Below are 14,621 nucleotides of genomic sequence, written 5' to 3'. Positions count from 1 at the left end.
GCAAGTTACCTATCGACGAGGTCAAAACGATGCTCTCGACTGGCGCCCCGTCTTCCTCTATTCCCTGGATGGCCCCGGCTCAGGGGCTGTTTTTTGAGAAGGCATTCTATGATCGAGGTGTGCTTGACTCCTTTGTTGCGAACGTACCATTGATCCCTGCACCCAGAACCAGTGAGATAGTTTGTCATCTCTCAGGATGAGGGAGTGGCAGTTTACTTGTAGAAAGATGATTCGTAACTACACAGGTTAGCGGTAATCAGTTATCGGTTTACGGTTAAAAGAATCATGGTTAGTTGTAAATCATCGCATGATACTCAATGTCAGTGTGTCCATGGCCATTGGCAGGGCCCAATCACCGTCAACTGCCAATCGTAAACCGACAACCTGGGCAGTTATAATAATTCTTTATCCTCTTTTACTGAACAGACTACAGCCGATCCGGTTATAGTTTAACTTTCAAAAATCTGAACAGTGTCCTGGAGTGTTGACTATGTGTCGTATGATCGCGTCACTGGCCATCGTGGCTATTTTAGTGATACCTGCCCTGGTCAGGGCTGATGCTGTCCTTGAGTTTTCTGCCCAGGGAGAGGTCAAGGGCGAGGGTGTCATCCAAACTATGTCCGTCAAGGATGGCAGGATTTTGGTCAGAGGGTCGGGGAGCAGCAAGCATCTTGATTATCTGTTTGATCGATGGGCTCAGAATTTAATGGTGATTGACCACCGAAAGCGCACGATTAAGATGGTGGATGAGGAACAGGTTGATCGTCTGAACCAGCAGGCCAGTACTGTGCAGCCATTGGTCCAGGGATTGGCGGATCAGGTTGCCAAGCTCTCTCCTGAGGAACGTCAGAAGTGGCAAGATCTTTTGGGGGGGAGTGTCTCCTTGGATAAGATTGCTCAGGCGGCTCAGCCACCCCCAGCAACTACCCTGATGTCGGCAGGTCAAGATAAGGAGGTGGCTGGAATCCGATGCAAGCCGATGCGGATCATGCAGGGGACGACGGGCATGGCTGATCTCTGTCTGGCCGATCATGCCGCCATTCAGATTCCGGACAGTGATTTTGCAACCATTCGGGTCTTGTTGACTTTTTATGAACGGCTTGCGAGGAGGAGCCAGCGGGTGGCTCGTCAGTTTGGCGTAATTATCCCCATGATTTCAGTACGGGAAGTAACAGGGGTGCCTATCGAGTTGCGGGACCTGTCTCGGGATGATGGTGGTTCGGTGACGCTTCGCAGTATTTCTACTACCGCAGTATTGCCAGATATAATTCAAGTTCCGGCGGGCTATGATACCGAGCCGCTCACGCCCTGGCAGTAAGAATATTCACCAAGGGGAACTACTCAAGATGACGGTGATCGGTTTACGGGTAACAGAATTAACGTTAGTCATGAATCATCGCTTGATACATGATATCAGTGAGTGATCAGCTATTAGCAGGGGTGCTAACCATCAACTGGCAACCGCAAAACCGAATTACCACTAAGGGCAACAAAAGTCAGACCAGAGTATCAAGTTACAAGGTCGAGTAACATCTTCGTGGCAACCACTAAGAGAAGGATGGCAAAAATCCGCTTGAGTTTTTTTACTGGCAGGCTGTGGGCCAGACGGACACCTACAGGGGCGGTGATAACACTGGCTAGGACGATTCCTGCCAAGGCGGGCAGGTAGATGTATCCGATTGAAAAAGGTGGCAGCTCCGTTGCCGAGATGCCATTGACCAGATAGCCCAGTGTCCCGGAGACGGCGATGGGAAATCCTATTGCCGCCGAGGTTCCTATTGCCTGATGCAGTCCAAGATTGCTCCAGAGCAGAAATGGTACTGACATGGTTCCTCCGCCGATTCCCACAAGGCTGGACAGTATCCCTATCCCTCCCCCAACTGCCGATATTCCCACTATTCCCGGTAACTCCCGCCCTGCCTTTGGTTTGCTGCCCATCAACATTTGGGTGACGACGTAATAGAGAAAAATCACCAGAAACCCCTTCAGGAAGTTAGTCGACAGGCGGGCGGCTACGCATGAACCGAGAAAGGTTCCGGTGAGGATACCTGGCACGATGCGCCTGACTGCAGTCCAATGGACCGCCCCTCGTTTGTGATGCGCCAGGAAGCTCGATATCGAAGTGAAGATGATGCTGGCCATGGAAGTGCCTAATGCCAGATGCATGATTACTTCATGGGGGAGGCGCTGGCTGCTGAAACAAAAAATCAGCATCGGGACGATGACCAACCCTCCGCCGATGCCGAGCAGACCGGCGAGGACTCCGGCTACTGCGCCTACCGCCAGGTAGGTTAGAATGATTATGGTCATGGCGTGACTTCGGATGGCGATGATCAGTTATCGGTTTGCGGTTGAAAGGATCATGCTCATTGAGCCGTCAACTGGTATTGTTTGCTCAGACTTTCTGACGTCCAACATATTGGCACAAAGCCACGACTTGGAAATTTTGAACTTTTAAAAAATGTGATTTTCCGCGGGAATCTACAGCCATCTGTCGAAACAGGCAAGAGTAATGATCTAAGGGAATTGGGGCAATGCCCCTTTTAAGACCAGAATCGTGATGGCCGTGGAGAAGGGTGGGGAATGGGCGAGGCGTACCCGGCCTCGTCCAATTCCGCCAAAATGGCAGTAATAATTTTGTCAACGCTGCCATTAACCGAGTCCGAGAGGACGATGCCGGTTGTCATAGATTCCGGCTCTATTCCGAACAGGATCATCCGCTTGGGGATCTGATCGGTGAGGATGCCTGCTGCCAGCAGGTCGGAGAGGCCGATCTGATGGGGCGAGATTCGCGACATGAAGCGTTTGGGCACATCTTCATCCTCGACCCGGAACACCGTGCCCGGCGTAAGGTCCGCTCGCATGGCGTCAATAACAATCAGGAGGTCACGGCCTTCAATGTATCGGAGCAGTTCGATGCCGGCTGTGCCTCCGTCCAGAACCATTATCTCCTCGGGGAAAGCGTAGCGGTTTTCCAGTTCCTCTACGACTCTGATGCCGACACCTTCGTCGCCTAAAAGGATATTGCCAACTCCGAGGATGAGAGCGTTCATCATTGCTCAGAGAACCTTGATCCGTTTGATCTCATTCCGCTTTTTGTCCACCAGGTGGACAGCGCAGGCGAGGCAAGGATCAAAGGAGTGGACTGTCCGCAAGATTTCAAGTGGCTTGTCCGGATCGGCCACCGGAGTGCCAATTAAAGCCGATTCGTAAGGACCCATGGCATCTTTGTCGTTCCGGGGCGCGGCGTTCCAGGTCGAGGGGACAATGGCCTGATAGTTCTTGATCTTACCGTCCTCAATCACAATCCAATGCGACAGCGTGCCGCGCGGGGCCTCATGGAAGCCAACTCCCTGTTGGATGCCCTTGGGAAACTCCGGTTTATTAAAGGTGGTGTAGTCTCCTCTGCCGATATTGTCGATCAGTAACTGCCATTGATGTTTAAGGCTCTCATAGAGGGCGGCGCATCGGACGACGCGGGCAGCATGGCGGCCGATAGTCGAATGCAGGGCCTCGATACCGACTTTAGCGCCAGCAAGAGAACTGACCAGGTCGAGGACCTTGGTGGTGTACTTGATGGTGGGTTGGTGGCCGGATGCGTACATGCAGAGGACGTTGGCCAAAGGGCCGACTTGAGCCGGTTCGCCCTTGAACGTCGGGGCCTTGACCCAGGAGTATTTGCCATTGTCCTGGAATTCGGTATGGTTGGGTGCGGTCTCCTCCTCCCAGGGATGACGGTCCCAATCGCCATTGTACCAGGCGTGCTTGATGCTCTCCTTGATGGAGGTCTTGAACATCTCATCCTGGAAACTCTTGATCGGCACGAATTTACTGATATCGCCGCCGGGGATATAACCGCCGGGCAGGTCGAAGATTTGGCCTTTGGTGTCCATCGGCATATCCGGCACAGAGAGGTAATTGGTGACGCCGGCGCCGATCTGGGTCCAGTCGGCATAGAATGCGCCTACCGCTGCGACATCAATGAGGTAAACGTTCTCCACGAAGTCTCCGACATCATCGATCAGCTTCTTGATATGGAGCAGTTTCTCGATGGACAGGGTTGATTGACTATTTGGGTTAATCGGGTTACTGACTCCTCCTACGGCCAGATTCTGGATGTGCGGGGTCTTGCTGCCCAGGATAGCGACGACCTTGTTGATCTCTCGCTGATATTCCAGGGCCTGCAGGTAATGGACAGCGGCGATAAGGTTGACTTCCGGCGCCAGCTTCATGGCCGAATGGCCCCAATAGCCGCTGCTGTAGACACCGAGTTGGCCGGAGTTGACCAGGGCCTTGAGTCTATCTTGAGCGGCCTTGAATTCAGTGATGCTATTCCGCTTCCAGGGCGAGAGTTTCTGGGCCAGGTCAGAGGCGGCCTTGGGGTCGGCTTTAAGGGCAGATACCAGGTCAACCCAGTCTAGGGCCGACAGGTGATAAAAGTGAACGATATGATCTTGAATCAGGTGCGCGCCCATCATCATGTTTCTAATATATTGGGCGTTTAAAGGGACTTCAAGACCTAAGGCATTTTCGACCGAACGCACCGAAGCCAGTGCGTGGACTGTCGTTCAGACACCGCAGATGCGCTGCGCGTAGATCCATGCCTCTCTGGGGTCACGCCCCTGGAGGATCAGCTCAATCCCTCGCCACATCTGTCCGGACGACCAGGCATTGGTGACTTTGCCGCCTTCAATTTCGCAGTCGATGCGCAGGTGTCCCTCGATCCTGGTAATCGGGTCGATCGTGATTCGCTTTGTCATATTGGATCTCCTTTTATACGTTACTTATGAGTTTGATACGCTCGGTGCATGATGGGCGGAAAGGATCGGAAGCTTTTTGACGCACCACATGTATCCTAAAATCTCCAATGAAACGATGCCGAGGGTAATGAAGATTTCGGCCGCTGATGGAAAATATTGCCACCCAGTTCCAGGGTCAAAACCGGTTATGTAGGTGTTGAAGCGATAGAGACCGGCACCCAGAAGCAGGAGGGTGGCCGCGAGAAACAATAATCTGGGGGATTTGCGGTTGCCGGGGTACATGAGCAGCAGGAGCGCGCCCAGCAGGAGGGTGTTTTCCAGCAGGAACATGTTGCTGACGAAGCTGCCGTTAAAGGCCAGCGGCATATAGCCTCGGAGGTTGACATCCTCGATGCGGATTACCATAAAGAGCAGCAGGCACCAGAATGTTATCGTCGCCAGTTTGGAGAGTATCGGGGTCTCCGGGGGGAGTTTAAAAGCCACTGAACTGTAAAGAGATTCGTAAATTACGACAGCAAAGCCGATGATCAGGGCGGTGAGCAGGAAGAGCAGCGGGAGAAATCCGGTCCGCCACAGGGGGGAGAGCTTGTGTCCTGCCATCAGCATCATGGTGCCCAGTGATGACTGATGCATGGTGGGTAGTAGGATTCCCAGGGCGATAAAGACAAAAAGATATCTGTTTAATTTTTTGAGTAGTTGATCTGCTTTGACCTTTTCCAGGACGGTGGGGACAAATTCGATCCATAGCACCATGCAGTAGCACCCGATGCATAGCGCCACTTCGAACATGACCGAGTGAAGATTGGCGTGCCACGGTAAAATAATGTTATAGGCTTGCCAGTAACGGCCGATGTCGATCATCACCGAGGCGCCGGCCAGGGTGTACCCGAAGAGGCTGGTGAGCAGGGCCGGCCGCACCAAGGGATGATACTCCATCCGGTTGCAGGCATAAGTGAGGAGGGCCATGGTGTACCCGCCACAGGCAAGAGCTGTGCCGACCACCACATCCAGGGCGATCCAGATTCCCCAGGGGTAGCCGTCGTTCATGTTGCTGACCGCGCCGATGCCAAACATGAAGCGTTTGGTTGTAAAGTAGGCGCCGATCAGAAACAGGGTCAGGAAAAAGAGAAAGGGGCCGGTTAGGATTCGTCCGCCTACAGGGTGTTTAATTTCCATGGCATTATTCCTTTTTGTCGCTGTTATCGCCCTTACGGATCATGTAGACCAGGGCGCCAAGGAGCACCAGCGGATAAGCCATGCCCTTGTAGATGGCATACTGGATGCCATCGGCCAACCGGACATACCCTTCGTCCGGTAGTTCGGGGAGGCCGAGTCTAGTGAACGGGACCCCTGCGAGCAGCAACACCTGGGTTCCTCCTATCTCGTTCTCTCCGTAAAGATGGTCGATATAGCGCCCTGCCTGACGGGAGCTGGACCGGACTGAATCGCCGGGGGCAATGGCATTGAGGGGGAAGTCGCTATAGGCGCCAGGCTCAAGCCGCAGTCGTCGTTTGGCTTCTGCGATCAGGGCAGACACCGGACCAAACAACGAAGCCCCAGTGGGGCAGGAGGAGCAGCAGCCCGGGATTTTGTTTTCTTTCAGCAGGTGCGAGCAGAGTTGGCACTTGATGATTTCCGGTGTAGTCGAACTCCATTGGAATTTGGGAATATTGAAGGGGCAGGCGATCTGGCAGTAGCGGCAACCGATACAGGCGTTTTTATCGTAGGAGACAATCCCGCTGGTAGGGTCTTTGTGCAGGGCTGTCACCGGGCAGGCAGAGACACAGGAGGGGTCGATGCAGTGCATGCATTGGCGTTTGATAAAGGCATAGCCGTCTTGCTCTTGGTCTTTAGCCGCCGCTGAGCCGTTTGTGTACCGTTTGATAATATTTAAGGTGGTGGCGGACAGGTCTTGAGGGTTGTCCCAGCGACGGAAAGGGTCATCAGTCTCTTGGGGCATCTTGTTAGCGGTTTTGCACTCTACCATACAGGCTTGACAACCAATGCACAGTGTCGAGTCATAGAGAATGCCCACCGCCTCGGGGGCAAGGGCCTTTTTTTCAGTGCGAGCCAGAGCTGTGACAGGTCCGGCCGCTGCCATCAGGAGCCCGCTTCCGGTGGCCTTGAGAAAGTCTCTCCGTTTGAGTTTCATGCCTAATCCTCCTTGGAAGATTGACCATCTCTTTTTGCGTTGCCGAGATTCTTCATGGCGATGGCGCTAGCCCCGATGACGGCCCCCACTGCCGCACCTGCCAGGGCGGCGCCTTGAATTGTTGCCCCGCTCGGGTGGTCTGGAGTAATCGGCGCTTGGATGGCGGACGGTGTGGGATGTTGGATCTCAGCCTGGGTAAATAGGGGCATATTAAAGCCGATGCCTTTCTCGACGCAGCCGAAACAGGGGTGGCCGGTGCCCACCGGCCAGGTGCCGCCACCAACATCGTTAAACAGGATCTCGGGGCAGTTGGCATGGGTAACAGGACCCTTGCATCCTAGTTTGTAAAGGCAATAGCCTAAGCGGTGCCCTTCGTCGCCAAATTGTTCGGCAAAGCGGCCAGCATCGAAGTGGGGCCTGCGCTCGCAGTTTTCGTGGATCAGGCGGCCATAGGCGAATTTGGGACGGCCTTGGTCGTCAAGGGAAGGAAGAGAGCCGAAGGTCAAAAAGTGGACCACTGTGGAGAGGAAATTGTACGGATTGGGAGGGCAACCGGGGATGCACACGACGGTTTTTCCCTGGAGCAGTTCTGTCGCGCCAATGGCGCCGGTGGGATTGGGGGCGGCCGAGGGGATTCCGCCCCAAGCGGCGCATGAGCCGATGGCGATGATGGCCCCGGCACGGGCGGCGGTCTCTTCCACCATGCTCATGAAGGTCTTGCCGCCGATCATACAGTAGATGCCGTTTTCTTTAATGGGAATAGCGCCTTCAATGACCAGGATGTATTTACCGGCGTTTTCCTGCATGGACTGTTTGAGCGCGGCCTCTGCCTGATGGCCGGAGCCGACGTTCAAGGTTTCGTGGTAATCGAGGGAGATGATGTCCAGGATCAGATTTTCCAGGGTGGGGTGGGACGGGCGGAGCAGGGTCTCGGTGCAGCCGGTGCATTCTTGGCCGTGCAGCCAGATAACTGGCGGACGTCGGGCTGGATTGGCGATGGCTTCAGCGATTTTGGGCGCCATACCAGTGGACAGGCCCATGGAGCTTGCCATGATCGAACAGTATTTCATGAAGTCTCGGCGGGAAATGCCGTTGAGTTGAGCCTTGATGCTTTTGAAATTGTCTGTCTTCATGTTCCCTCCCTGTGGTATTGGCAGGCGTGGTAAGTACGTTCGGTGAATCGAATCGTGTTAGTGGCGGCGCTTCTTTATGTACTGCCACGTAAGTACTATTACCTATCACGATATACCACGTAATTTTAATATGGCAATTCCTTTTTTTCTTTATAATGATCAATAATGTGGTGAATAATAGGAGTAAAGTATTTAATGATGCGCTTGTCTTTTTGGTCCTGGAATCTGGCTCTGGAGATGCTGCTGATGATTTCTGGACTTGCCTTTCCTTTGCCAGCTCTGTATTGTTGCCGGGATGTTAAGTGAGGGTTTCAAATTAAGCCTAACTTTTGTGTAACTATCCACCTTCTGACCCAGAAAGGTGCCGAAGCCCAGAACCGTAACTGTTCAGCTTCCCAACCGGGATGCCGCCGGTATTTATTATGAAAGATACAAATCGTCAGAAAATTTATCGATTTCATTTAGATATCGATAAATGATTTGTAACTTAGAAGGGGTTTTTTTGAATTGATCCCTGTGTTTTTAAGAAAATATGCAGGGCTCCGGTCGTTTATCCACTGGCGCCTGCGTGTGATCGGCGCGAGCCGTGAATATCCCCTGATGAGGTGTGTCATGGAGATTGACCGAGAGAATGGTGTGATAGTCTATCCCTGTCAGTGGTCCTACCGGGTAATTGGACAGGACCGGGACGGGGTGCGGGAGGCTGTGGAGGCCATCCTTTCTGGTCGTGAGTTTCTTTTGTTTTATTCCAAGGGGAGCACTGGTGGTAAGTATCATAGCTGGAACATCGATCTCGTTGTTCGTGATGAGGTTGAGCGCAATGAACTGTTTGCCCTGTTTAAGAGCCATCCTGCCGTTGTCATGGTGATCTGACTTTGGCTGCGGTTTATACAAGTGAATTTATTGGCTGGCGCCAGCTTGGGGCTCTCTTGGACGCGGCTGGACTTGTCGATATTCTGCCACGTTCAGGGAGAGTGTTGATCAAGCCAAACCTGGTTGCAGATCAGCCGCCGCCGATGACCACACCTGTGGGATTGATTGTTGAGATTGTCAGCTATCTGCGAGCTTTTCGTCCTGACTGTGATTGTGTTGTTGCCGATGGGTGCGGGTCATTGAAATATGATACCTGGCAGGTCTTTCGCAGTCAGGGGTATACTGCCATGGCCGAGGCCGCCGGGGTTACCCTTATCGATTTAAACGAGGCGCCGCTCAGGCGGTTGGCAAACTCCCAGTGCCGGCGCTGGCCGGTGATGTATCTGCCCGAGGTGGTGCTCGATTCCTTTCTGATCTCGGTTCCGGTGCTGAAGGCTCACTCCATGGCCGGACTGACTCTCACTATGAAAAATATGGTGGGGGCTGCGCCGCCCGCCTATTATCAGCAGGATGGCCACTGGAAGAAGGCCTCATTTCATGAGGATATCCAGAATGCTGTGTTTGACTTGAATCGTTATCGCACCCCTGACTTTACGGTGCTCGATGCCACGGTGGGGATGCCTGAGGCCCATCTGTGGGGGCCTGTTTGTGATCCGCCCAAGAATCGGTTGGCCGTAAGCGCCGATCCGGTCGCGATTGATGCCTATGGTGCGGAACTCCTTGGGGTCGATTGGCGACAGATCGGTCATATCTATATGGCCCACGGTGTTTTGGGCGAGGCTGAACCGTTGACGGTTTGCGAGGTGAAATGATATCTTTAGTCAGGTTTCCTCAATGGATGAATTAAGTGGTCGGCAGGGGGTGAGCCGGTGGCTGCCTTATGTGCAGGCCTATGCTAAGGCCTACGAGCAGGGAGTGCGATTGAGTGGTTTGTCCGGTCATGCGGCGCTTAGCACAGGCTGTGCCGGGGTAAGTGATCACGGGGTAACGACTAGAAACTGCGCTCTAACTCAGAACTGTAAGCGATTGCAGGGCACCCCAGATGCGCGAAATGGGGTGTCCTGTGATCGCTTACTACGTGTCGGCAAGTCTCCAGTGGTGGTGCTCTGCTCGCCCCACCCGGATGATGAGATGCTGACTGGCGCTTTACCCCTTAGATTGCGCCATGAGCAGGGTGCCAGAGTTGTCAACCTTGCGATAACCTTGGGCAGCGATTCTTCTCGTCAGGAGGCCCGTTGGCAGGAACTGCACGCTGCCTGTGCCGTGGTCGGGTTTGAGTGCCGACAGTTGTCGATGCCGGTGGAGTTTGATCTCAAGGCGGGTGAAGATTGTCCAGACTGGGATATTGTGGTCGAGGCCCTTGCCGTAGTTTTTAGCGAGCTAGTCCCTGATATTGTTTTATTGCCTCACGAAGAGGATCATCACCCGACCCATATCGCGACCCACCGTCTGGTGAGCGCCGCTCTGGCGATATTTACTTTGGGGGCGAATTCTGTCTTGGCAGTCGAGACAGAATTCTGGCGTCCTATGGCTGCGCCCAACCTCCTTATTGGCCTTGATGTTAGTGGCGTGGCCTGGCTGGTGGCGGCGCTGTCCTGTCACCGGGGTGAGATTGAACGAAATCCTTATCATCTGACTCAGCCCCCGCGGATGATGGATACTGTTCGCCGTGGAGCGGAGTTAGTCGAGGGGGACGGCTTGGAGGGGCGACCAGGATTCCTCTTCGGCGAGCTGTATCGAGTATCCCGCTGGCGGCAAGGGGGGATTCATAGTTTGGACTTGGCTCACGGGCGGATCGGACCAGATCAGAGTCTGGAAGCGATTATTGCGAGCAAGTAATGATGATGGCGTTGCAAAAAGCCCGATCTACTGCGTTGCAGCGCACTTTTGCTCATTCGGCACACCATATGTGTGGCCTCATTCGCAAAAGCACACTGCGCCTCGGAGTCTCTCTTCGATCGCTTACCTGTATGTCGGCCCTTTTGCTTAGCCATCCCGTGACTTTTTGCGAGACCATCAATGATGGTCAGGAACTTTATTTACTAGGTATATTAAGGGGTGAGAATGTAGATTGGAGGGAGATGGAGACAGCAAGCGCTGTCCTGCCGTTTAGTCAAAATTCCATAGCCTTTTAGCTAAACAGCCATTATGGACATTACCTTAACTACACCAGCTCTACTCTTTCCTGCGATTTCACTGTTGTTGGTGGCATATACCAATCGATTCAATACAATTGGTGGACGTGTTCGTATGCTCCATTCTCAATACAAACTTAATCAGGATGATATATTAGTTGGTCAGATAGATAGTTTGAGGAAAAGATTGTATCTGATTAGAAATATGCAGGCGTTTGGTGTTGCCAGTCTTTTCTTGTGTGTTTTGTGCCTGTTTGTGCTTTTTGCCGGAGAAATTTTTGTTGGGAAAATAATATTTAGTTTAAGCTTAATTTTGATGATGATTTCCTTAGGGTTGTCTTTTCGTGAAATTTTACTTTCAGTCAATGCGTTAGATATTGAGCTTAGTGGTATTCGAAAAAAAGACGTCATTAAGTAGGGACTTACGCTGAAGGACTTATCGCTTTTTGTAACGACACAGGTTAACGGTAATCAGTTATCGGTTTACGGTTAAAAGAATCATGGTTAGGCATAAATCATGTGACAGTTCACCAGGGGTACCGAAACTACAGGTAACCCCGGAACTGTAAACGTTCACAGTGCTGCAGATGCGCGAAAGAGGCCCGTGAGCTATACATATGGTATGCGAACCAGGCCGATGACAAAGCAGATGCGGTGCTGCTGAACGTTTACTAAATCATCGCATGATACTCAATGTCAGTGTGCCCTCAGCCATTGGCAGGACCCAATCACCGTAAACCGTAAACCGACAACCTGAGCAGTTACGAGCTTTCCTCATAAAAACTTTGATATGGTTTACCAATGACTTCCACAGAACCCACTCAAGCTAAGAAAAAAACATTTTCGCTCTTTGGTCTGATCGACTGTCCTTCCGGAACATTTTTGGGGTGTTTTTTTCAAAAATGCCTTGATACCAGTATTACCGGAAAATTAATTGGCATACTGGTGGTATCTCTTCTTGGGTTTTCCTTGCTGATTTCCTTTAACACCATCACACTTGAAAGAATTGCAGTCAGAAATCATGTCATTAAAGATGTTTTTATTCCCCAATATAAAATAAGCCAATATATCTTGCGATCAATCAATGGGTTTAAGATTTCTCTTATTCACATCCTCGCAAAACCGCAACTTTCTGAGAACGACTACGATATCCTTGCCAATGAACAACGACTTGCCGATTTGAATCTCATGGTCAACGCGTTGCAAAATGGAGGAGCAGTCCAGGATGTTGCCAAGGTCGCAAAGAGAACTCTCGATGTCTTTGTAGTTGAGGTGTCAGACGATCCTCGCATCAATGCTATTTTTGACTCTATTAAAGAAAAAGCACTTGTCTTGGAACAATCCAATCAGGCGCTGAATCAGTGTCTTTTGGGTCAATGCGATGTTGATGAAAAAGATGAACTTGTCTCTGAGTTGAATGAATCTCTTGGTGATGTGTATGGACTGCTGATTGACATGGCAGTTGAGAGTAATAAAGACCAAAATGATCAATTTAAAGAACTGGAACATATTATCAATGTCTCCAAATCTCGTTCGATTATTATCGGAATATGTATTGCTGTAATTCTAGCGATTGCTACCTTGCTGTATATTTTTATTATTGCGACTCCCTTACGGAGTATTCTGGAAAAGATTACTTTCATCGCCAGGGGGGAGGGGGATCGTTCCCAGAGAATTGAGGTCAAAAGCAATGATGAAGTTGGTCGGCTTGCTCATCAGTTGAACATCATGGTTGATAATATCTTCAGCCTCAATACATTTAAGGCGATTATTGAGGAGGAAGAATCCACTACTGAAGTTAATCTTCGTTTGGCTCGGCTCTTACAGGACCGATACCATCTGGATAAACTGTATATTTACGAGATTACCGGATCAAAAAATAACATGTCTGTGGCTTATGCCTCTAATTTTGATTACGTCTGCAGTGCCGAAATTTTTGAAGAATCAAATTTTTGTCGGGCCAAACGCACCGGCCATGCCATTTCATCCCTTGAATTCCCTGAAATCTGCAAACAGTTCCCTCATAAAGATCTTTTTGAGCATCATTGTATCCCCATGATCGCCAACGGCAAGGTCGTTGGTGTGGTCCAGTTCCTTCATGAGATTGCAAGCGCTCCGCAAAGCCGAGAAAATTTCGAGCTTCTGGTGAAAAGGGCCACTCGTTATATTCAGGAGGCAACACCGGTAATCGAGGCAAAACGTTTTGCCTCAGCCCTGCATGAGACCACCATGCGTGATCCCATGACCGACCTCTACAACAGGCGTTTCCTTGAAACGTATTCCAACACCTTGGTGGCCAGTACCGTTCGGCGCGGCGCCAGAGTTGGTATCTTGATGTGTGATATGGACTTTTTCAAGGTGGTCAATGACACCTATGGTCATGAAACTGGTGACGTTGTTCTGATTAAGACGGCAGAGGTGTTGAAGAGCTGCGTCAGGGCCTCGGATATGGTGATCCGTTACGGGGGGGAGGAGTTTATAGTTTTGCTCATTGACGTGAAGAGTACCCAAGACACCATGGCGCTGGCTGAGAAAATACGCGCAACTATGGAAGATACCGTGATTAATGTCCCTACCGGGACCTTGAAGAAGACTATAAGCATCGGCGTTAGTGAATTTCCGCAGGACACGGATGGTTTCTGGGAGGCGATTAAATTTGCCGATGTGGCCCTCTACCGGGCAAAAGAGGAAGGTCGAAACAAGGTCATCAGATTTACCGCAGACATGTGGGGACAAGAGAAATATTGATAATGTCAGCCCATTTCCACTTAAGAACGAGAATAGACCATGAATCAGATTACAAAATCATTTCCAGAAGGTATGACCCCTCTGGGCAAGACCCATTTTGCCTTTCGTTGCCACCCTGGGGTCTCCTGTTTCACCCAGTGCTGTCGCAAGCTCGAACTCTTCCTCTATCCGTATGACATTATCCGGCTCAAGAATAATTTGGGTATTGATTCTGAGACCTTTCTTAACACCTATGCCGGAGTGGTAGCGGGGAGCAACCTCTATTTCCCCTCGATCATCTTGAGGATGCGCGATAACGAGGAGCATACCTGTCCGTTTCTTGGTGAGGGTGGGGTTGGCTGCACGGTATATCCAGACCGGCCTTCTGCCTGCCGCACCTACCCTTTGGAACGGGCGGTGGATCGTTCTTCCCGTTCCGGGCGGCCTGACGAGTATTATTTTATGACCAATCATGATTACTGCCACGGTCATGAGGAGACCCAGACTCAGACGGTCACTGACTGGCTGCGCGATCAGCGCCTCCTCGATTACAATTTGATGGATGACCTCTGGGCTGAGATGGACACCCTGTTTGCCTCTAACCCCTGGCAGGGCGAGGGGGCCGCCGGGCCTCGCCAGCAGATGGCTTTCATGGTCTGCTATAATATTGATGGATTTCGGAGTCTGGTTCGGGAACAGGATTTGCTCTCCCAGTTTAAACTCAGTCGGTCCGAGGTTGCGGCCTGTGAGAACGATGACGAGGCCTTGCTCAAGTTTGGTTTCAAATGGCTGCAGATGATGCTGGTCAACCGGCCTACCCTGAAGCAGCGCAGGCGTTAAC

The 14,621-nt window shown here is 51.6% G+C and carries 13 protein-coding genes; 7 read left to right on the top strand and 6 right to left on the bottom strand.

Annotation, left to right across the window (positions count from 1 at the left end):
- Positions 1-490: 490 nt before the first annotated feature.
- A complete protein-coding gene (locus FP815_08255; protein MBA3014932.1) occupies positions 491-1,318 on the top strand; it encodes a hypothetical protein in 828 nt (275 codons plus the stop codon).
- A 191-nt stretch (positions 1,319-1,509) separates the two neighbouring features.
- Here the strand turns inward: FP815_08255 and FP815_08250 are convergent, their stop codons facing one another.
- The 6 genes from FP815_08250 to FP815_08225 all read right to left on the bottom strand — a co-directional run bounded on the left by FP815_08250 (position 1,510) and on the right by FP815_08225 (position 8,045).
- A complete protein-coding gene (locus tag FP815_08250) occupies positions 1,510-2,310 on the bottom strand; it encodes a sulfite exporter TauE/SafE family protein (GenBank protein ID MBA3014931.1) in 801 nt (266 codons plus the stop codon).
- Positions 2,311-2,543: 233 nt separating this feature from the next.
- Complete coding sequence (hybD, locus tag FP815_08245; protein ID MBA3014930.1) at positions 2,544-3,053, bottom strand: HyaD/HybD family hydrogenase maturation endopeptidase; 510 nt, start codon at positions 3,051-3,053, stop codon at positions 2,544-2,546.
- A 6-nt stretch (positions 3,054-3,059) separates the two neighbouring features.
- Positions 3,060-4,760 (bottom strand): nickel-dependent hydrogenase large subunit, encoded by a 1,701-nt coding sequence (locus tag FP815_08240; GenBank protein MBA3014929.1) that lies wholly within the window; start codon positions 4,758-4,760, stop codon positions 3,060-3,062.
- 24 nt (positions 4,761-4,784) lie between these two features.
- Positions 4,785-5,936, bottom strand: coding sequence for a Ni/Fe-hydrogenase cytochrome b subunit (gene hybB / locus FP815_08235; GenBank protein ID MBA3014928.1), 1,152 nt, complete (start codon positions 5,934-5,936; stop codon positions 4,785-4,787).
- A 4-nt stretch (positions 5,937-5,940) separates the two neighbouring features.
- Positions 5,941-6,912 carry a hydrogenase 2 operon protein HybA gene (gene hybA / locus FP815_08230; GenBank protein MBA3014927.1) on the bottom strand — a complete coding sequence of 324 codons (972 nt, stop codon included), beginning with the start codon at positions 6,910-6,912 and terminating at the stop codon, positions 5,941-5,943.
- A 2-nt stretch (positions 6,913-6,914) separates the two neighbouring features.
- The gene (locus tag FP815_08225; protein ID MBA3014926.1) at positions 6,915-8,045 is read right to left on the bottom strand and encodes a hydrogenase small subunit; all 1,131 of its coding nucleotides are present in this window, start codon (positions 8,043-8,045) and stop codon (positions 6,915-6,917) included.
- A 570-nt stretch (positions 8,046-8,615) separates the two neighbouring features.
- Between FP815_08225 and FP815_08220 the strand changes: the two genes are divergently transcribed.
- From FP815_08220 to FP815_08195, 6 genes are all read left to right on the top strand, one after another.
- Positions 8,616-8,918, top strand: coding sequence for a DUF493 domain-containing protein (locus FP815_08220; GenBank protein MBA3014925.1), 303 nt, complete (start codon positions 8,616-8,618; stop codon positions 8,916-8,918).
- A complete protein-coding gene (locus FP815_08215; GenBank protein ID MBA3014924.1) occupies positions 8,915-9,730 on the top strand; it encodes a DUF362 domain-containing protein in 816 nt (271 codons plus the stop codon). Before FP815_08220 ends, FP815_08215 begins: the two co-directional genes overlap by 4 nt.
- A gap of 22 nt (positions 9,731-9,752) precedes the next feature.
- Entirely contained in the window at positions 9,753-10,757 is a 1,005-nt protein-coding gene (locus FP815_08210; protein ID MBA3014923.1) for a PIG-L family deacetylase, read from the top strand.
- A 309-nt stretch (positions 10,758-11,066) separates the two neighbouring features.
- A complete protein-coding gene (locus FP815_08205) occupies positions 11,067-11,471 on the top strand; it encodes a DUF2721 domain-containing protein (protein MBA3014922.1) in 405 nt (134 codons plus the stop codon).
- Positions 11,472-11,854: 383 nt separating this feature from the next.
- On the top strand, positions 11,855-13,801 hold the full coding sequence (locus FP815_08200; GenBank protein MBA3014921.1) for a diguanylate cyclase: 1,947 nt from the start codon (positions 11,855-11,857) through the stop codon (positions 13,799-13,801).
- Between the two features lie 39 nt (positions 13,802-13,840).
- Entirely contained in the window at positions 13,841-14,620 is a 780-nt protein-coding gene (locus tag FP815_08195) for a YkgJ family cysteine cluster protein (protein MBA3014920.1), read from the top strand.
- Position 14,621: the final 1 nt, after the last annotated feature.

It is taken from the genome of Desulfobulbaceae bacterium (assembly GCA_013792005.1).
Taxonomy (GTDB): domain Bacteria; phylum Desulfobacterota; class Desulfobulbia; order Desulfobulbales; family VMSU01; genus VMSU01.
The sequence above is the reverse complement of the archived record's forward strand: the minus strand, read 5'-3'. Positions and strand labels throughout refer to the sequence as shown.

Coding starts and splice junctions, on each gene's coding strand:
- FP815_08210 (MBA3014923.1), top strand. CDS start 9,753: ATGGATGAATTAAGTGGTCGGCAGGGGGTGAGCCGGTGGCTGCCTTAT.
- FP815_08225 (MBA3014926.1), bottom strand. CDS start 8,045: ATGAAGACAGACAATTTCAAAAGCATCAAGGCTCAACTCAACGGCATT.
- hybA (MBA3014927.1), bottom strand. CDS start 6,912: ATGAAACTCAAACGGAGAGACTTTCTCAAGGCCACCGGAAGCGGGCTC.
- hybD (MBA3014930.1), bottom strand. CDS start 3,053: ATGAACGCTCTCATCCTCGGAGTTGGCAATATCCTTTTAGGCGACGAA.
- FP815_08195 (MBA3014920.1), top strand. CDS start 13,841: ATGAATCAGATTACAAAATCATTTCCAGAAGGTATGACCCCTCTGGGC.
- FP815_08255 (MBA3014932.1), top strand. CDS start 491: ATGTGTCGTATGATCGCGTCACTGGCCATCGTGGCTATTTTAGTGATA.
- FP815_08205 (MBA3014922.1), top strand. CDS start 11,067: ATGGACATTACCTTAACTACACCAGCTCTACTCTTTCCTGCGATTTCA.
- FP815_08200 (MBA3014921.1), top strand. CDS start 11,855: ATGACTTCCACAGAACCCACTCAAGCTAAGAAAAAAACATTTTCGCTC.
- hybB (MBA3014928.1), bottom strand. CDS start 5,936: ATGGAAATTAAACACCCTGTAGGCGGACGAATCCTAACCGGCCCCTTT.
- FP815_08250 (MBA3014931.1), bottom strand. CDS start 2,310: ATGACCATAATCATTCTAACCTACCTGGCGGTAGGCGCAGTAGCCGGA.